The organism is Caulobacter sp. GW821-FHT10A06, from assembly GCF_059415805.1.
In genome coordinates, this window is record NZ_JBWKNY010000002.1 from 810,093 (window position 1) to 828,486 (window position 18,394).

The 18,394-nt window shown below is 67.5% G+C and carries 15 protein-coding genes; 9 read left to right on the forward strand and 6 right to left on the reverse strand.

Annotated features, from left to right (window positions below):
* The first annotated feature begins 219 nt into the window (after nt 1-219).
* Nucleotides 220-813 (forward strand): hypothetical protein, encoded by a 594-nt coding sequence (locus AC07NF_RS07435; protein ID WP_494627689.1) that lies wholly within the window; start codon nt 220-222, stop codon nt 811-813.
* A 45-nt stretch (nt 814-858) separates the two neighbouring features.
* On the opposite strand, the gene AC07NF_RS07440 is transcribed toward AC07NF_RS07435, so the two are convergent.
* From AC07NF_RS07440 to AC07NF_RS07450, 3 genes are all read right to left on the reverse strand, one after another.
* Nucleotides 859-1,377: a hypothetical protein gene (locus AC07NF_RS07440; RefSeq protein ID WP_492809969.1), complete on the reverse strand. Its 519-nt coding sequence runs from the start codon at nt 1,375-1,377 to the stop codon at nt 859-861.
* 33 nt (nt 1,378-1,410) lie between these two features.
* Complete coding sequence (locus AC07NF_RS07445) at nt 1,411-1,890, reverse strand: thioesterase domain-containing protein (protein WP_492809967.1); 480 nt, start codon at nt 1,888-1,890, stop codon at nt 1,411-1,413.
* A gap of 324 nt (nt 1,891-2,214) precedes the next feature.
* Nucleotides 2,215-3,258: a peptidoglycan DD-metalloendopeptidase family protein gene (locus AC07NF_RS07450; protein WP_494627686.1), complete on the reverse strand. Its 1,044-nt coding sequence runs from the start codon at nt 3,256-3,258 to the stop codon at nt 2,215-2,217.
* A gap of 431 nt (nt 3,259-3,689) precedes the next feature.
* Between AC07NF_RS07450 and tssK the strand changes: the two genes are divergently transcribed.
* From tssK to AC07NF_RS07475, 5 genes are read left to right on the forward strand one after another with little or no spacing between them, the layout of a single operon-like run.
* Nucleotides 3,690-5,033 carry a type VI secretion system baseplate subunit TssK gene (tssK, locus tag AC07NF_RS07455; protein WP_494627684.1) on the forward strand — a complete coding sequence of 448 codons (1,344 nt, stop codon included), beginning with the start codon at nt 3,690-3,692 and terminating at the stop codon, nt 5,031-5,033.
* On the forward strand, nt 5,030-6,412 hold the full coding sequence (icmH, locus tag AC07NF_RS07460; protein WP_494627682.1) for a type IVB secretion system protein IcmH/DotU: 1,383 nt from the start codon (nt 5,030-5,032) through the stop codon (nt 6,410-6,412). Before tssK ends, icmH begins: the two co-directional genes overlap by 4 nt.
* Nucleotides 6,409-9,846 (forward strand): type VI secretion system membrane subunit TssM, encoded by a 3,438-nt coding sequence (gene tssM, locus AC07NF_RS07465; RefSeq protein ID WP_494627681.1) that lies wholly within the window; start codon nt 6,409-6,411, stop codon nt 9,844-9,846. Before icmH ends, tssM begins: the two co-directional genes overlap by 4 nt.
* Nucleotides 9,843-10,373, forward strand: coding sequence for a type VI secretion system-associated protein TagF (gene tagF / locus AC07NF_RS07470; RefSeq protein WP_494627679.1), 531 nt, complete (start codon nt 9,843-9,845; stop codon nt 10,371-10,373). Before tssM ends, tagF begins: the two co-directional genes overlap by 4 nt.
* Nucleotides 10,374-10,382: 9 nt before the next feature.
* Entirely contained in the window at nt 10,383-11,123 is a 741-nt protein-coding gene (locus tag AC07NF_RS07475) for a PP2C family protein-serine/threonine phosphatase (RefSeq protein ID WP_494627677.1), read from the forward strand.
* On the opposite strand, the gene tagH is transcribed toward AC07NF_RS07475, so the two are convergent.
* The 3 genes from tagH to AC07NF_RS07490 are packed head-to-tail and all read right to left on the reverse strand — an operon-like array spanning nt 11,120 to nt 15,022.
* Entirely contained in the window at nt 11,120-12,496 is a 1,377-nt protein-coding gene (gene tagH, locus AC07NF_RS07480; protein ID WP_494627675.1) for a type VI secretion system-associated FHA domain protein TagH, read from the reverse strand. The two genes, AC07NF_RS07475 and tagH, sit on opposite strands and share 4 nt — an antisense overlap.
* The gene (locus AC07NF_RS07485; protein ID WP_492809953.1) at nt 12,493-13,050 is read right to left on the reverse strand and encodes a DUF6931 family protein; all 558 of its coding nucleotides are present in this window, start codon (nt 13,048-13,050) and stop codon (nt 12,493-12,495) included. Before AC07NF_RS07485 ends, tagH begins: the two co-directional genes overlap by 4 nt.
* Nucleotides 13,051-13,057: 7 nt before the next feature.
* Nucleotides 13,058-15,022 carry a type VI secretion system Vgr family protein gene (locus AC07NF_RS07490; protein WP_494627673.1) on the reverse strand — a complete coding sequence of 655 codons (1,965 nt, stop codon included), beginning with the start codon at nt 15,020-15,022 and terminating at the stop codon, nt 13,058-13,060.
* A 200-nt stretch (nt 15,023-15,222) separates the two neighbouring features.
* Here AC07NF_RS07490 and tssA point away from each other — a divergent pair, with 200 nt between their 5' ends.
* The 3 genes from tssA to tssC all read left to right on the forward strand — a co-directional run bounded on the left by tssA (nt 15,223) and on the right by tssC (nt 18,364).
* A complete protein-coding gene (gene tssA, locus AC07NF_RS07495) occupies nt 15,223-16,236 on the forward strand; it encodes a type VI secretion system protein TssA (protein ID WP_494627671.1) in 1,014 nt (337 codons plus the stop codon).
* A gap of 86 nt (nt 16,237-16,322) precedes the next feature.
* Complete coding sequence (gene tssB / locus AC07NF_RS07500; RefSeq protein WP_492809949.1) at nt 16,323-16,853, forward strand: type VI secretion system contractile sheath small subunit; 531 nt, start codon at nt 16,323-16,325, stop codon at nt 16,851-16,853.
* A gap of 17 nt (nt 16,854-16,870) precedes the next feature.
* On the forward strand, nt 16,871-18,364 hold the full coding sequence (gene tssC / locus AC07NF_RS07505; protein WP_492809947.1) for a type VI secretion system contractile sheath large subunit: 1,494 nt from the start codon (nt 16,871-16,873) through the stop codon (nt 18,362-18,364).
* Nucleotides 18,365-18,394: the final 30 nt, after the last annotated feature.

Sequence of the window (18,394 nt, forward strand, 5' to 3'; positions counted from 1 at the left end):
GAACAGCGCCACAAGCACAGCCGTTGCGATTGTCGCCGCATTAAGCGGACAGCAACGCCGCCGAAGAGATCGAGAACGCTTCGGCCTCGCGCATCAATGCGCCCGATATTGCCGGCCACTTCTTGAACCGCTTCAGTTGAGTTCAAGCCGGACGAGCGGGACGACAGCTCCGAACATTGGCTTAGGTGGTTTGGCGCCTGCCTCTGAGGAGAAAAGCCGATGTTATACGCCGACGCCCTTGCCGACCTGCTCCCCGCCGCCAGAGAAGCCGACCTCACGATCGCGCCGAAGAAGCCCGAAGGCGATGTGGCTCGGCTTTGCGAAACGGTCTTCGGGTCGACGCTTGCCGCAGAGATTATCCAGCTGGGCTATCCGAAGGCGTTCCACACGCCCTGGATTGTCGAGGATCTCTATTTCTATGGCCTAGATGAACTCTCGGCCCGCCAGGCCGGATACCGCTTCCACGGAATCACCGGAGAGCCGATCGCCGCCTGGCCCGCCGATCGCTTTGTCATCGCCGCTTGGACGGGCAATCCGGTCAGCGTCGGACAGGACAGCTCAATCTGCTATTCCCGCCACAGCGCGAGAACATGGACCTATGTCCGCCTCGCCTCCGACCTCCCCACCTTCCTCGCCCTGCTGGCGGCCTGGATCCGATATTTCGTGGCGAAGCACGGCGGCGACCTGTTCGACGAGGATGACGATGATTTCGAGATCTCGGAAGAGATGCGGGCTGAAATCCGTCGCGATGTCCTCGGCGTCGTGGCGGAGGCCGACAGGGACGCCGCGCTGGCCTTTCTGCTTGGAGAATAAGGCCCATAAACACACTCGGGCCTCGTACAGACGCTCTAAGCCGCCCTAGGCCGCCAGATAACGGTCGGCGGCCGTGACCAGCTTGTCGCTGGCGACAGGACCCGAGATCAGCGACGTCAGCCATGGATCGGCATTACGGCCGGTGTCGCTGACCGGGATGATCAACTGGATGGAGCCGCCGGCATAGGATCGCCGCGTGGCGCGCCCGCCGCGATCCTGTTCGGCGGCCGACACCTTGGGCTGGAACTTGGTCGCGCCCCAACAGGCCGGAACGGCCTGACCGCGCGGCACGTCCATGAACCAGACCAGGCCCTTGTCGCCCCAGTCGTCGCAGACGGCCCACCTCTGGCTCACCTCCTTGACCAAGTGCTTGCCGGACGGGCCGGCGGACAGGATTTCGGCGACCTCGCTGCCGTAGAGCCAGAACCGGCCGAGGCGGCCGTTCGCGCCCCGGCTCGAGTCACTGAACCTGACCAGGCGGATGGGCCCGGCGATCGTGGTGAAACGGAAGAGCCCGCCTTCGAAGGACTGGGCTTCCTGGACGCTGATGTCGAAGGGACTCAAGGAGCACCTCTCTGAAGAAGCGACTTTGACGGATCAGGCCTTCAGGGTCGCGCTGACCCCCTGGGACTTCAGTTGGCCGTTCATCCACTCCGCGACCGCGAGCGCGCAGGCGCGATCGCCGACGACGTCGGCCCAGGGAACGCCGCCGGCGGCCCCGTGCGTGCCGGTGAACTTCTTCTCTTCCAGGGTTCCGTGACCATCCAGCCAGCGACCGGTATTGTAGAAGTAGAACCGAGACTTCACCGGATTGCGGATCCAGAAGGCCACGCTTCTGGCCGTGCGCGCGTGAGCGACGAAGTCCACATTGTCGGGAATGGTCTGGGACAAGCCCAGCTCGCTGGTCTGCATGTCGACGGCGTCGAACAGGAACATCGCCTTGACGCGCTTGCCCTGCGCCTTGAGCCTCTTAGCGGCGATGATCGCCGTACAGCCTCCGCGGCTGTAGCCCACTAGCATGATCGGACCGGACCCGCCCTGCGCCGCGCCGACGGCGCGGTCGGCGATCTGCGACACCTCGCTACCAGTCAGCGAGGGCCCCCTAAAGTAAGTACTTCCAACAACTTGCTTGGCTATCTGGCTGGGGAAGGAGTTCCCCATCTCTTTCGCATACTCCTTGTCGTCGCTGGGCCCGGTTCCATCGATGATGACAATCATACTCTCTCTCGCTGGCCAGAGGTCGCGGAAGCCTAGCGTCAGCACTCAGCACACTCAATACAGATCAACCACCTTTTGTTGTATTTTGAGGAAACTTCATATTGATCAACCAGATGACGTCAGATTAGTTAAAGCAAAGCTTGCTGATGATTTCGATGAAATCTCTCGGAACTTTTTCGCGCCTTACCCGTTTTGCGCGGCCCTCATACCGTCAATTCTATCACGCTCCTGCCGAAATGCCGCCAAAGCTTGACCATTGAGGGAGCGCCCTTCGTTGAGCTGGAAGCTCATGGGGTCGACCTGGGCGCCCTTAACGATGACTTCGTAGTGGAGATGCGGCCCCGACGAGAGGCCCGTATTGCCGGAGAACGCGATCGGCTGGCCCTGGCGCACCGCCGCGCCGACGACGACACCCGACGCGAACCGCGACAGATGGGCGTAGGCGGTTTCCAACTCGGCCTTGTGGCGGATGCGGACGAACTGGCCGTGACCGCCGTGCGGACCGACGAAGTCGACCACCCCGTCACCCGACGCATAAACCGCGGTCCCGACCGGAACGGCGAAATCCGTCCCCTTGTGCAGGCGGGTGTAGCCCAGCACCGGATGAAGGCGCGGTCCGAAGCTGGAGGTGATGCGCGCGCCGTTCACCGGCGTCCGCATCAGTCCGCGCACGACGCTGACGCCATTGCCGTCGAACCAGCTAGGCCGGACGTCGCCGGGCGGCTGGAAGGCGTAGAGGGCGCGGGACTTTGTCGCCGTCTGCAGCGAGACGTAGACAAGCCGCTCGCTGCCCGCCACCGCCCCCTCGCCGTCGACCTGGCGCTCGAACGCGGCCTCGAAGATGTCTCCGGGCCTGATCTCGCGCTGGAAGTCGAAGTCGAACGCGAACGCGGCGGCGAAGTCGTCGATCAGCGAGTCCCGCACGCCCGCCGCCACGGCGGAAGAGTAGAAGCTGTTGGCGTCCATTTCGCCCCGCACGACCTTGACCTCGATGGTCCGATCGGATTTCAGCGACCTGGCCTCGCCGACGCCGTCGCCGCGCAACAGCAGACCGGAGCCGTCGGCGCGCCGAAGCTCAACGTCCTCGACCACGCCCGGCTGGGCGGTGCGGAAGCGGAGCGTCACCCGCAACTGCCCCGGCGCGGCGGCCAGCTTCTCGTTGGCGACGAGGCCCAGCTTGATCGCGCGGTCCTGACTCACCCCCTCGGCGACCAGGGCGGCGGCCAAGTCCTGGACGCGCGCGATCGCGAAGGTCCGCCGCAGCCCCTGCGACGCCGCCGGCGCAGCGACCGAAGGTTGAGGTCGCGCTGGCTTGGCGGGCGCGCGCCATAGCGCCCACCCAGCTCCCCCGACGACGATCAATCCTAACGCGCCACCAATCATGACAAGTCCACGACGCCTTACAGCCAAGCTTTTTACGGCCAAGCTTGATTGTTCCGGCGACGATTCGGATTTCGGAGAAGTTTTCCTCACCCAGCGACGGGGATCGAAAGACGTCTCGTCTTCTGTCCGGCGATGCATCCGTTTCTCTTTGCTTGCGTTTCCCAAAGCATAGCTTCGTGGGGCGGGCGAACCAGAGCCTATATCTGGGAAATCCGACTTCCGTAGCTCTAGCGACTAGTGTTTAAGTGCAACCCCCAGGGGAACGAGGGAAGCGTATGCAGAGCGACAGCCGCGTCGCGTGGCGCGAAGGTCTTTTCCTTCGACAACAGCACTTCCAACAGCAAGATCGCTATCTGGAGGCGCTGATTACAGCCCGGGCCAGCGGCCTGCGTCCCTATCCCTGGGGCGTGTCGCAACTCAAGATCAACGCCGACCTGGCCGCCTTGGGCAAGTTCGCGGTCGAGTCGATGTCGGGCGTGCTGCCGGACGGGTTGCCGTTCTCGATTCCCGGAGACCTGCCGCCGCCGCCGCCACTCGACGTCCCCGCCGACGCCCGGGATGTGGTCATCTACCTGACCCTGCCCGCCCGGCAGGCCGGCGCCGTCGAGTTCAAGGGACGCGAGGAGCGCGACACCGGCGCCGTGCGCTATCTGGTCGACGAGGAGGACGTCACCGACGCCTTCTCTGAGGAACGCGGACAGGAGCCCATCGAGGTCGCGCGACCCAACCTCGCCTTCGGCGTCACCCAGGACCAGACGTATGGCCGCGTCCTGCTCGGCCTGGCGCGCATCCGCGAGGTCCACAACGGCGGGCTGATCTTCGACGAGCGCTACATCCCGCCGGCGCTGGACATCCAGGCCAGTCGCCGCCTGTCGGGCTTCCTCAGCGACATCATCGGCCGGGCGGCCCAGCGTATCGACGAACTGGCGCTGCGCGCGGTCGAAACCACCGACGGCGGCGCCGAGACCTTCGCCAGCTTCCTGCTGCTGCAGACGCTGAACCGCTGGACGCCGCAGCTGCGCCATCTGGCCGCCCTTCCCGGCGTGCATCCCGAACGCCTCTACGAGACGTTCCTGGGCATGGCCGGCGAGCTGGCCACCCTGACCCGTCCCGACCGCCGGGCCCCGCCGTTTCCCGACTACATCCACGAAAAGCTGCAGCCGACCTTCGAGCCGGTCTTCGAGGTCCTGCAGGCGGCGCTGTCGGCGGTGTTCGACCGCTCGGCGATCCAGCTGCCGCTGCAGATGGCCGGCCTGGGCGCCTACACCTCGCGGATCACCGACCATAACCTGTACAAGAACGGCTATTTCTATCTCGCCGTGAACGCCCGCGCGTCCCTGGACGATATCCGCGGCCGCTTTCCGTCCGTGGCCAAGATCGGCGCGGTCCAGAAGATGCGCGAGATCGTGGATTCAGCCCTGCCCGGCGTGCCGCTGCGCCACACGCCGACGCCGCCGCCCCAGCTGCGGGTCATCCCGGGCTACGTCTATTTCGAGCTCGACCGCTCCGTTCCCGATTGGCGCGATTTCGCCAGCGCCGCGGCCCTGGGCCTGCACGTCGCCGGCGAGTGGCCCGAGCTGAAGCTTGAACTCTGGTGCGTGAAGGGGAACGGCCGATGACAGGCGACGAAGACCCCGAGAACCCGAACAAGACCGTGTTCCGGCCGTCGCCCTTGCAGAACCTGCGCGCGGCCGGTTCGCCGCCGTCACCCGCGTTCAACCCCAGCTACGCCGGGAACCTCCCGCCCCCGTCCTCCCCGCACCGGCGCCGTCCTACCGCGAGCGACGACGACATTCCCCTGCCCCCGCCGGCCGCCCGGGCGCGGAACCCGATGATGCTGGCGGCCGCGCCGGTGCTGTCGCTGATCATCGGCGTCCGGTCCGGGCGCGTGCGGATCGACCTGCCGGAACTGCACCGCAGCGCGTCCGCCGGCGTCGCGGCCTTCGACAAGGCGCTGCACGCGGCGAACTACGACGCCGAGACCCGGCAGCGCGCCCTGTACGCCGTCAGCGCCACCGTCGACGACATCGCCCAGAACCTGCCCGGCCAGGCGGCCGACGGCGCCGAATGGGCGCGCCGCAGCCTCGTCGTCCAGGCCTTCAACGAGAACATCGGCGGAGACCGCTTCTGGCGCCTGCTGGAGGACATGCTGGCGCGTCCCGCCCAGTTCGCCGACCTGATCGAACTCTATCACGCCTGCCTCGCCGCCGGCTTCGAGGGCCGCTATCGCGTCTCGCCGGACGGCAAGCGCCAGCTGCACGAGATCATGGCCAGCGCCTACGCCGCCCTGGACCACACGCGCGGCCTGTCGCAGACCGAGCTGACCCCGCGCTGGCGGGGTCACCCGACGCCCGCCGCCCGGGTGAGTTTCTGGGGCGTCCTGGCCCTGGCGGGCGCGATCGCCCTGGGTGTCCTGCTGGCGGCCTTCATCCTGTTCCGCGTCGTGCTGATGCAGACCGGGGAACCCTCCCTCGCCGCGCTGAAGGCCATCAATCCCGACCAGCCGCTGCGCATGTCGCGGCAGGCCGCGCCGCCGCCGACGTCGACGAGCACGCAGCTCGAGCGGATCCGCGCCTTCCTGGCCCCGGAGATCGCCCAGCACCTGGTCGCCGTCGAGCAGGATAGCCAGTCCATCCGTGTCCGCACGACGATCGGCACGTTGTTCAAGTCCGGCTCCGACAAGCTGGAACCTAACGCCGACAAGCTCTTCGCCAGGATCGGCATGGCCATCGAGCCCGAGCGTGGCGCGGTGCGCGTGGAAGGACACGCCGACACCGATCGGCTGGCCAGCATTACCTTCCCGGACAACTTCGCCCTGTCGAAAGCCCGCGCCGAAGCCGCCGCCCGCATCGTCCGCGGCCAGCTGAGCGACAAGGCGCGCGTCAGCACCGAGGGCTTCGGCGACAGCCAGCCTATCGCTCCCAACGCCACGGCCGCCGGCAAGGCGCTGAACCGTCGTGTCGAGGTCGTCATTCCGCGCGGTGAACAGGCGCCATGAAGCGTTTCCTCCTGAACTGGTGGCTGCTGACCGGCCTGGCCGCGATCCTCACCATCGTCCTGTTCGTCCTGGTCCTGCCGCTGCTGGCGCCGTTCCTGCGACCATGGTGGGTCCGGCTGCTGCTGGCCTTGGGCGTCGCCGCCGTCTGGGGCGTCTTCGCCACGCTGCGCATCCTGCACGCCAGGAAAGCGTCGGCCGCCATTGTCGCCGAGCTTTCCGCCCCCTCCCCCGGCGACGTCGAGGCCGAGGCGCTGTCGGGCCGGATGCGCGCGGCGCTGGCCAAGCTGAAGACGGCGGCCGGCAGCCAGCGCGACTATCTCTACGCCCGGCCCTGGTACGTGATCATCGGGCCGCCGGGGGCCGGCAAGACGACCGCTCTGCTGAAGTCGGGCGTGCGGTTCCCGTTCTCCGACTCCGCGCTCAAGGGCGCGGGCGGCACGCGCAACCTGGACTTCTGGTTCGCCGACGAGGCGGTGCTGGTGGACACCGCCGGCCGCTACACCATCCAGACCTCCGACGCCGCCGTCGATCAGAAGGGCTGGGAAAGTTTCCTGGGGCTGCTGCGCCGGACCCGACCGCTGCAGCCGATCAACGGCGTGCTGGTCGCCATCGGCCTGGACGAGATCCTGCACGCCGATCGCGCGGGCCTGGACGATCACGCCGTGGCCGTGCGCCACCGCCTGGCCGAGCTGCGCCGCGTGCTGGAGGTCTCCGCGCCGGTCTATGTGCTGCTCACCAAGGCCGACCTGCTGGCGGGCTTCGGCGAGTTCTTCGAGGACCTGGACGTCGAAGGCCGCCGCGCCGTGCTCGGCGCGAGCCTGCCGCTGGATGGCGCCTACGACCTGGAAGGCCTGCTGGCCGAATTCGACGCCGTCGTCCAGGCCCTCTCCGACCGCGTCGCCAAGCGCCTTCAGGAGGAGATCGATCCGCATCGGCGCAGCCTGATCCTCGGCTTCCCGGCCCAGGTGGCGTCGCTTCGCACGCGCCTCGCCCGCTTCCTGGATGGCGCACTGGTCGCCGAGCAGGACGCGCCGGCCAAGCTGCGCGGCTTCTATTTCACGAGCGGCGTCCAGGAAGGCGCGCCGCTGGATCGCATCCTCGGCGACGTCGCGGCCGTCTATGACGCCCCCGCCGCCCTGCGCGCGGGCCAGGCCGGACGGGCCTATTTCCTCAATCGCCTCCTCAAGGAGGTGATCTTCGCCGAAGCCGGGCTGGTGCAGGCCTCGCCCCAGGCGCGCGCGCGCCGGCGCACCGCCCTGATCGGCGGGATCAGCGCCGTGGCCCTGGCTTCGGTGGTCATTCTGTCGCTCTGGACCGCCAGCTTCGCGCGGAACCGCGACCTGCAGGATCGCCTGCTGTCGGGCGCGCAGAACATCAGCGCCGAGGTGCGCGACACGGGCGTCGACCTCGTGGAAGTGCGCGACGGCGACCCCGATCTCGAACAGGCCCTGTCCCTGATCCGGGCCCTGCGCCAGCTGCCGCGGGGCTATGGCGACCAGGCCAAGGGCGGTCCGCCCCTGATGGCGCGCTGGGGCCTCTTCCAGGGCAGCCACGCCAAGGCGGCCAGGCAGGCCTATCTCGACTCGCTGCAGCGTATTCTTCTGCCGCGTCTGCTTCTGCGCCTCGAGCGCTACATGCAGGAACACGCCCAGGAGCCGCTCAAGGTCTACGAGCCGTTGAAGGTCTATCTCATGCTGGGCGGGTTGGGTCCGCTGGACGCCAAGGCCGTCAAGGCGTGGGTGACCGAGGACTGGAGCGAGACCGTCCTGCCCGGCGACGACCGGGCCGAGGTGCGCGCCGAGCTGGCCTCGCACCTGGACGCCATGCTGGCCGACCCGCAGCTGGGCCGCGTGTGGCCCGGGCGCGAGGCGCCGCTCGACGGGGCGCTGATCGAGGCGACGCGCGCCTCGGTCCAGACCCTGTCGCTGGCCGACCGGGCCTATGCCATCCTTCGCCAGAAGGCCTCGGCCAGCGATCAGCCCGACTGGCGCGCCGACACCGTGCTGGCCAGCGGCGACCGGCAGGCCTTCCTGAACGGCGACTCGGTCCTGCAGGCCAGCGTGCCCTACTTCTTCACGCGGGCGGGCTTCGAGCGCGCTTACCAGCCGGGCCTGCAGACCGTCGCCGCGGACCTCGAGAAGGACCTCTGGGTCATGGGCGGCGACGCTAACAAGGCGGCGATCCGCAGCCAGATCACTCAGGTTCGACCCGGCGTGGCCGCCCTCTACGCCAAGGAATACATCGCCGCCTGGGACGGCGTCGTGCAGGGCCTCAAGCCCGCCGACTACTTCTCCAGCCCCGCCGCCCTCGGGGCCTTCACGCGCACGCCCTCGCCGCTGAAGGTGCTGCTGCTGGAGGTGCGCAAGAACACCACGTTCAGCAAGCCGCCGCCGATCCGCGCGCCCAGCAAGCTGAAGGCCGCCGCCAAGATCGTCGGCGGCGCGGTGCTGGAGACGGGCGGCGTCGACGCCGGCAAGACCATCACCGGCTACTTCCGTCCGCTGGCGGACTATGTCGGCGACGGCAAGGGCGCCGCGCCGATCGACGAGTTCCTCGCCGCGGTGAAGCAGGCGGCCTCGGCGAACATGGCCGCGGGCGTGGCGGGCGGCGGCCTTGGCGGCGTCTCGGCGCAGGGTGAGCTGGCCTCGGCCCTGGGCCAGGTCGCCACCGCCGGCGTGGTCGCCCCGCCGCAACTGCAGGGTTTCGTCACCGAGGCCACGCGGACGGGCAAGGGCGCGGCGGTGTCGTCGGCCCAGAACGCCATCGCCCAGGAATACGCCTCCGGCCTGGCCGGCGCGTGCCGCACCGCCAGCGAGAACCGCTATCCCTTCTACGGCGCGGCGCGCAACGACGGCGCGACGGGCGAGATGCTGCAGGTCTTCGGCCTCAACGGCCAGTTCGACAGCCTGGTGCGCGACCGCCTGCAGCCGCTGCTGGTCACCTCCGGGCCGGTCTGGCGGTGGCGGAGCGAGGATCCGATCGCCGCCACGTTCGACCCGACCAGCGCCGAGCAGTTCCAGAAGGCCGCCCAGGTCCGCGACCTTCTCACCTCGGGCCTGCCGCTCAAGGTCGAGGCGGCCGGCTTCGGCGGCGCGATCACCGCGGCGGAGTTCTCCGCGGCCGGGGCCACCTATCGCTTCGAGCCCAGCACCGTCGGGGCCAGGGCGGTGATGTGGTCCATCTCCAGCCTGCCGGAAGCCCGCCTCGTGCTCTATTCCGGCGCCAAGGAGGTCCGGCGCTTCGAGGCCCAGGGTCCGTGGGCGCTGTTCCACCTGATGGACGCCGCCCAGAAGGAGAATGCCGGCCCGACGACGGTGAAAGCGACCTTCGGCCAGGGCGCGCAGTACTTCTCCCTCAAGGTCGGTCTGCCGTCGGACAAGAATCCGTTCGGACGCGGGGGTCTGTGGTCGTTCCGATGCCCGGGGAAACTGTGAGCGCCCCGCGCGTCTTCGCGTTCGGCAAGTTGCCGGCGCACGGCGACTTCGTCTCGCGCGGCCTGACGGCCGACGAGCGCGAGGCCTGGGACGCCTGGTCCAGCGCCGGCCTGGAAGCGGCGCGCGCGGCGCTGGGCGACGCGTTCGAGAGCCGGCACGACGCCGCGCACCCCGTCCGCTTCGCCTTCGGCCCTGGCGGCTTCGGCCCCGGCTGGAGCACCGGCGCCCTGACCCCGTCGATCGACGCGGCGGGCCGGCGGTTCATCGTCGTCCTGGGCGTCCGCACCGATGCCCCGCCGTCGGCGCGCGAGCAGTTGGCGAAGGCCGCCGAGGACGAGATCTACCGCGCGTTCGAGGCGGGCGCGGACATCGATGCGATGGTGGCCAAAGCGCAAGATGTCTTTCAAACTCTGGAATCAGAAGGCGAACCGGATGCGCAGGGACGCTTCTGGCGACCGGTCTCGCCCTTCGATATCTCCGCCGGCCAACCGCCCGCCGACCTGATCACCCGGGCCTTGACGATATAAGGAGCTGTCATGGACGACGGAAACCTGCGGTTCCGCGACGCCGTTCTCACCCACCCCGGCCGGGTGCGCAGCGACAACGAGGACAACGTCCTCGCGCGCCCCGAGGAGGGCCTGTGGGTCGTGGCCGACGGCATGGGCGGCCATGCCAACGGCAAGTGGTCGTCGAGGACCATCGTCAATGCGCTGGAAGCCGCCATCCTGCCCGCCGACTTCGACGCGGCGTCCCAGGCGGCGGCGGCGGCCGTGCACAAAGCCAACGAACGGATCTGGCTGAAGGCTGGCGGCCAGCCCATGGGCTCGACCGTGGTCGTGCTGCTTCTACGCGGCCAGCGCTTCGCGGTCTTCTGGGCGGGCGACAGCCGCTGTTACCTGCTGCGCGCCGGCAAGCTCTACCAGCTGACCGTCGATCATTCGCAGGTCCAGGAGATGGTCGCCGCCGGCCGCCTGACGCCTGAGGAGGCCGAGAACCATCCCATGGCCCACGTGCTGTCGCGCGCCGTCGGCGTCGGACCGCGCCTGGAACTGGACGCGGTGTCGGACGAAGCGCGGATCGGCGACGTCTTCCTGGTCTGCAGCGACGGCCTGACCCGGGTGATCCCGGACGACGAACTGGCGGCGATCCTGACTCGCGGCAATCCCGGCGCCATGGTCGACACCCTGGTCGCCACCTGCCTAGAACGCGGCGCACCGGACAATGTGAGCGTGGCAGTAGTGGCTTGCGACGAAACCACCTTGCTGGCCCTGGCCTAGCCCCGAGACGCCCTGCTGGCCTTCGCCTTCATGTCGGCGGCGATCCGCTCATAGGCGTCGCGGAACTCCTTGGCGAAGACCTCCATGAAGGCTTCGTCCGATCCGCGCGTGACCCCCTCGAACTCCCGCTCATAGGCTTGCCATAGCGCGGCGTCGCGCGCGCTGGGCAGGATCTTGGCCAGCAGCCCTTTGTTCTCGGCGCGACCGCGGATGGCCGACGGGGAGAAGCGGTCCAGCGTCGCGGCCAGCGCGCCCTGCATGGCCGACAGCGTCGCCATCTGGTGGGCCTGAAGGTCGCGGAAGGCGTCCTCCACCGCCCGATCGGAGGGCATGAAGCCACGATCCGGCCGGTTCAGCATCTGGGCCAAAGCCCGGTCGGCCGAGCGCGTGAACTTCAGCGGATTGTTGCCGTCGAACTCCAGGGCCGTACCCTGGGCGCCCAGCTGGGCCTTCGCCCGGGCGCGGGCTTCCAGCATGACGACCAGCCCGCCCATCAGCCGCCGCAACAGCCCGCCGGCGGTCGCCAGCACCTGCTGTGGGGACTCGCGGAAGTCCTCGGGCTGCAGACCCGCCCCACCCAGGAAGGCGTTCCAATCGCCGCCCCTCGCGGACGAAGGCGGCGGCGCGGGCGGCGGGATCGGCGCCTCGGCGACGGGAGCCTGGACGGGTGTTGAGGGGGTGGTCGTCCTGTGATCCCAGCCGGGCGTCGGCGTGGTGACGGGCGTCGGCGCGAAACCGCGATCCCAGTCCACCTCGTTGGTCACCGCCAGTCGGCCCCAGACGTCGTCGGCCGTCGGCGCGGCGGGCGTCCGTGGCTCGCTGGACCAGGCCGAGGGTGGCGGCGCCTGGGGCGCATCGGCCGCCCAGGCGGAGACCGGCTGCGGCTCGGCCTGCACGCGCGGCGGCGCCCAGGCGCCCGAGGCGGCGCCCTGCCCTGTTATCGCAGCCCTGGCCGCGGGCTGGTCCCAACGACCGGGATCGCCCACGACCTCGCGGCCGCCGTGACTGTCCCACCCGCTCCAGGTCTGGGGATCGCGCACCACGTCGTTGGCCGCGGCCTGGTTTAGCCGGGCCTCGATCTCGTAGTGGCCGATCAGGATCACGTCGCCGTCGTCAATGCGGTGCGGCGCCGCGAGCCGCGTGGTCGATCGGTTGACGAAGGTGCCGTTGGTGCTGCGGTCGACCAGCACATAGCCGCTGTCGCGATATTCGATCTCGCAATGCGAGGAAGAGATGTAGCTGCGCGGGTCCGGCAGACACCAGTCCATATGCGGCGAGCGCCCGATTCTGGCCCCGTGACGGTCCAGGGTGAGCTGCGCCGCCTCGCCGTTGTCGAGTCGATCCAGGGACTTGATGGTCAGGACAAGGGTCATTGAAGAGCGTCTTCGCTGCCGACGGCCAGAGCGTCGCCCAGCGCGAGGGCGGCGCGCAAGCCTTCCTGTCGACGACCGCTACGGGTCACGGCCGTCAGCACCGCCCCGGCCGCGAAGGCGCCCAGGGCGTCCTTGGGCGCCGGCAGCGGTTCGAGGTCCGGCGGGGCCAGCGATCCGCCCGAGAAGAACACCGCCAGGGCGCACATCCGCTGCGCGCTGACGCTGCTGGCGGCTTCCGCCGCATCGTACGCCGCGCGTCGGCGACTATCGCTGGGGTCGCGCAGCCACTGCTGCGCCGCATCCAGGGCGGCGGCGTCGCGCGGCGCCAGGTCCGGAGGCGAGAGCTCGCGCACCGTCCTGACGGCCCAGGCCACGACCTCATAACGCGGCAAGGCCTGGCCCAGGAACAGGACCGCATCATCGTCCCGGCCTTCCTCGCGCAAACGATCGAAGACGGCCTCCGGCGGCTCCTGGTCATGCTCCGACACGGGCCATTCCAGGATCGCGGTGACTTGGCCCGCCTCCGTCCAGCGAACCTGTTTCCAGCGTTTCATGCGGGTCCTAGTTGATCTTGACCATGCCGCCCGTGACCGTGGTCATGGTCGTTCCATTGACCTCGGTCTTCTTGCTCGTGACCCTCTGCACGACCTTGGCGTCACTGACGATCGTCAGCGAATCCAGGGTGATGCTGGAGGGATCCATCGTGATCGTGCTCTTGCCGACCTTCAGGGTGATGCTCGTGGCCGCGGTGATGGTCACCGCGCCCTTGTCGACGGTGACCGAATAATCGCCCGACCGGATGGTCGTTGCATCATTCTTCTCGATGGTCGTCGTGCGCTTGCCCGCGCTGACCTCGTGGGTCTGGTCGCCGGTCTCGACGGTCGTGGTCTCGTTTCGCTTGACCGCCGTCACCCGGTCGCGCCCCACCCGCGTGGCGCGGTCGCGCTGGACCGTCAGCTTGTCGTCCAGCAGGACGTCGCGCACCATCTCACGCTGGGCGTGGATGTAGATCTCCTCGGAGCCGCCCTTGTCCTCCAGGCGGATCTCGTTGAACCCGATGCTGTTGGGCGCCGGCGTTTTCTCGGCCCCGCCGTAGTCGCCCAGCTTGCCGACGGTCTGGCTCTTCCACAGCGAGCGGGTCTTGTCGCTCGGCAGGCCGTAGGCGTGTTTGCGAGCGCCGTTGTAGACGCGGCCGGTGATGATCGGCCGGTCCGGGTCACCATTGAGGAAGTCGACGATAACCTCCTGGCCGACGCGCGGATGGTCGACATTGCCGAAACCCTCGCCCGCGGCGTGGTGCGAGACGCGCATCCAGCAGGAGGTCTTGCCTGGCTGGTCGGGCGAGCGGTCCCAATGGAACCGGACCTTCACCCGGCCCCATTCGTCGACGTAGATCACCTCGCCGGGCGGTCCGGTGACCGTCGCGGTCTCCACCCCCGTAGACACCGGCTTGGCGGCCGTCAGCGGCGGGCGGAACAGGGTCTCGCCCGGGATGGCGATGACGTTGACGCGCCGCGCCTGGCGGTCATCGCCGCTGCGATGGCTTTCGGCCTCGATCACGTGGTTCAGGCCGGTGATCAGATATTCCTGATTGAAGCGATCGACTCCCGCCTCGGTCAGCGTAAAGAGACCGCCGCAGGCTAGGCCCAGCACGTCGCCGCCGCCCGTATAGAGCCGGCGCGGCGCGCGGCTGGCGGCCAGGCGCGACTTGCCGCGCGTCTCGCCGTCGGATTGCTCGGTGAAGTCGCCGAGGTATTCGTAGACCTCCAGGGCGTCGCCGGGATGCTGTTCGGCGCTGTTGGCCACCGCCTCGACCGGGTTTTGCGGCTTGGTGAAATCGAAACTGCGCAGGGTCACCTTGGCCTGGCTGACCGAGCTGATGCGCTCGTTCCATTCCGACAGGGTGTCGGGCGTGGTCGCCTCGTCGCCGGACACGGGCAGGAAGCGGATGGTCTCATAGCCCGGCGTGGGCTGGTGCGCCGACTTGCCGTCACAGAGCACCAGCTTGTGGGCCGCCTCCTCATGCCGGAAATAGTAGTAGACACCCTCGTCCTCGAAGAGGCGCGACAGGAAGTTGAAGTCGCTCTCCTTGTACTGAACGCAGTACTCGCGAGGCTTGTACGCGCCGGTGAGCTTGTCGAACTCGACATCCTTCATGCCGGCGTCGGCGAAGACCTGCTTGGCGATGTCGATGATGCTCTTGTCCTGGAAGATCCGGTAGTTCCGGTTCTGGTCGAGCAGGGCGAACCATGGCTTCACCGTCAAGCGGTAGTGCGCGCCGCTGATATCGACCTTGGTCAGGACCGCGTCCGTCAACAACCCATGGAAGTAGCGGACGTGATCCATCTCGTCGCCGACGTCGAACGAGACCGGTTTTCCGACATGCGGCAGGAAGTCGATTTCGTCGCTCGAAAAACCTTCGGCAATAATGATGAATGGCTCGCTCAGACGCTCAAGGCACTCATAACGCTCAAGGTTAAGCTTAGCCGTACCAAGCGAGACAGATATGGTCGCCTGCCGATCCATTAATCGCTCCCGTTACTAAGCTTTACCGTACGATCATCGCGGTTATTCAGCTAGGTGTAGCTGCTAAATATCAAATCTCAACCAGATGCACTTGCCAAACTCATTTCTTTGGCCACACTTCGCGCCACCCATCGAGACCCCAACCCCTCAAGTCGAGGTTGAGGAATTCCGGGTTCGGAACAACGGCAGCGGCTTCGAACATGGCGCTTGATCTCGGTCGACTGTTGGCGCCGGTCTCCGACGAGGACCCTACCGGTCCCGACCTCGCCTACGACCCGGGGCGCTACGAAATTGAGCAGGCATTTGAAACGGAGGTCTCGATCGACGCTTCGGGCGTCGAGAGCCAGCCCTCCGAGGTCGACTGGCGCACGATCGTCGACCGCATCGTCGAGCAGAGCGACCGGACCAAGGACCTGTGGTTGGCGGCCTATCTGTGCCGCGCCGGCGCCCGCGCCGGCCAACTGGAGACGGTCGAACTGGGCGCGCGCAACCTTTCGGGCCTGCTGGAGGCCTACTGGCCCAGCGTGCATCCAAGACTGGAGGACTACGGCTTCCAGGGCCGCAAGGGCCCCTGCGACTCCCTGGTCAGCCAGGCGCGGTTCCTGGCGCCGCTGCGTAAGATCACCCTGATCAATCATCCACGCCTTGGCCGCTACTCGATCGACGACTTCGAACGGTTCCGCTTGAGAGGTGAAAGCGAGGAAGGCTACGGAATGTTCCGCGCCGCCCTCGAGGATTTGCACTACGAGGGCCTGGACGAGATCGTCGAGCGCCTGGACGCGATCGCGGACAACCTCCGGCGCGCCGACTTGGTGCTGACGTCCAACGCCGACGAGGCGGGCGGGACCGACTTCAAGGCCGCCTACGAGGCCCTGGGGCAGATGCGTCGCGCCATCCAGGCCTTCAGCCCCGAGCCCATCGCGCAAGAAGCCCCGGAACCACCCGTGCAGCCGCACGTTGCACCGTCAAGCTTTTCAAATGTCGCCGTGATGGCGGCGCGGATCGAGACCCGGGACGATGTCATCCGGGCCCTCGATGCGCTCAGCGACTACTACCAACGCAAGGAGCCGGGACATCCGATCCTGACCTTGATGCGCCGCGCGAGGGAATGGGTGGGTCAAGACTTCATGTCGATCCTCGAAGATATCGCCCCCGGCAGCCTCGATGAGGCGCGCTCGGTTCTACAATCACGCAAGCAACGCGAACAGTCTTGAAAGATTATTAGAACATCGCTTGACATCTCTACGAGATCGAACAAGCCTTGAATATCCACGTAAGCTCTAATTACGGGTGACTAATCATGGCGTCAAATAAAGGCGGGCAGCGGTTTATCAAAGAAAACCGCGCACCTCGTGTCCACATCGAGTACGAGGTCGAAACCTTCGGCTCGCGCCAGAAGATTGAGTTGCCGTTCGTGGTCGGCGTGATGTCCGATCTTTCGGGCAAGTCCAACGTCGAGAAGAAGCCGATGGACAAGCGCGACTTCGTCGAATTCGACATGGACAATTTCGAACAGAAGATGGAGGCGATCGCCCCGCGCGCCGCCTTCACGGTCGAAAACACCCTGACGGGCGAGGGCAAGATCGGCGTCGATCTGACCTTCAAGTCCATGGAGGACTTCTCGCCCGGCCAGGTCGCCAAGAACGTCCCGGCCCTGGCCAAGCTGCTCGAGGCCCGCCAGCAGCTCAACGACCTGATGCTCTACATGGACGGCAAGGACGGCGCCCAGGACCTGCTCGACAAGGTCCTGAAGGACGCCGAGCTGATGAAGGCCCTGGCCGCGGCCAAGCCGCCCGCCGACGCCGACAAAGCCGCAGACAGCAACGCGTAAGGCCAGGGAGCCCCTCGATGGCAGAGACCCTTCAACAGACGGTCGCCCCGGTCGCCGACGAGACCGTCACGGTCGACGACTTCACCGCGCTGCTGCAGCGCGAGTTCAAGCCCAACACCGACGCCAAGCAGGCGCGGATCGAAGAGGCCGTCCGGACGCTGGCCCAGCAGGCGCTGGTCGACACCCAGGTCATCGGCGGCGACGTCTTCTCGACCGTGGACGCCCTGAAGGCGGCGATCGATCGCAAGCTGACCGAGCAGGTCAACAAGATCATCCACAACGCCGAGTTCCAGAAGCTGGAGTCCGCCTGGCGCGGCCTCTGGTACCTGGTTGGCAACACCCCCACGGGCAAGGACCTGAAGGTCCGCGTTCTCAACGTGTCGAAGGACGAGACCCGCAAGATGCTGCGGCAGTTCCGCGACGCGGCCTGGGACCAGAGCCCGCTGTTCAAGAAGATCTACGAGGCCGAGTTCGGCCAGCTGGGCGGCCAGCCGTATGGCGCGTTCATCTGCGACTACGCGTTCGATCACACCGCCCCCGACATCGAGGTGATGAAGGGCCTGGCCAAGATCGGTGCCGCGGCGCACGCCCCGTTCATCGCGGCGGCGGACTCCGAACTCCTGGGCATGCAGAGCTGGCAGGAACTGGCCAATCCGCGTGACATCGCCAAGCAGTTCGACGCCACCGACTACATGGCGTGGCGCTCGTTCCGCAATTCGAACGACAGCCGCTACATGGCGCTGACCCTGCCCCGTTTCCTGGGCCGCCCCCTGTACGGCGCCAACAGCGAACCGGTCGAGGAGTTCGCCTTCGAGGAGGACACCGACGGCGGCCAGCACGACAACTATCTGTGGCTGAACGCGTCCTATGCGCTGGGCGTGCGGATCACCGAGGCCTTCAAGACCTACGGCTGGTGCACGCGCATCCGGGGCGTGGAGTCCGGCGGCACGGTCGAGGACCTGCCGACGGCGATGTTCCCCACCGACGACGGCGCCCTGGACGCCAAGTGCCCGACCGAGATCGCCATCTCGGACCGGCGCGAAGCCGAGCTGTCCAAGGCCGGGCTGATGGCCCTGGTCCATCGGAAGAATACCGACCAGGCCACCTTCATCGGCGCCCAGACCCTGCACGCCCCCAAGGCGTACGAGGACGCGGACGCCACCGCCAGCGCCAACCTTTCGGCCCGCCTGCCCTACATCTTCGCCAGCTGCCGCTTCGCCCACTACCTGAAGTGCATGGTGCGCGACTGGATCGGCAGCAGCCGCGAAGCCCCCGCCCTGACCAGCGACCTCCAGTCCTGGATCATGCAGTACGTGGACATGCAGCCCGACTTCTCGACGGAAGAGGACAAGGCCCGCAAGCCCCTGAAATCCGCCTCGGTGGATGTCATCCCCGACCCGGAAAACCCGGGCTACTACCGCGGCGTCTTCCGCATGGTGCCGCACTACCAACTCGAGGGGATGGACGTTTCGCTCAGCATGGTTTCGCGTCTCCCCAAGAGCGCGACCTAGTCATCAGTAATTTCTCGTGAGGAGAGCGCC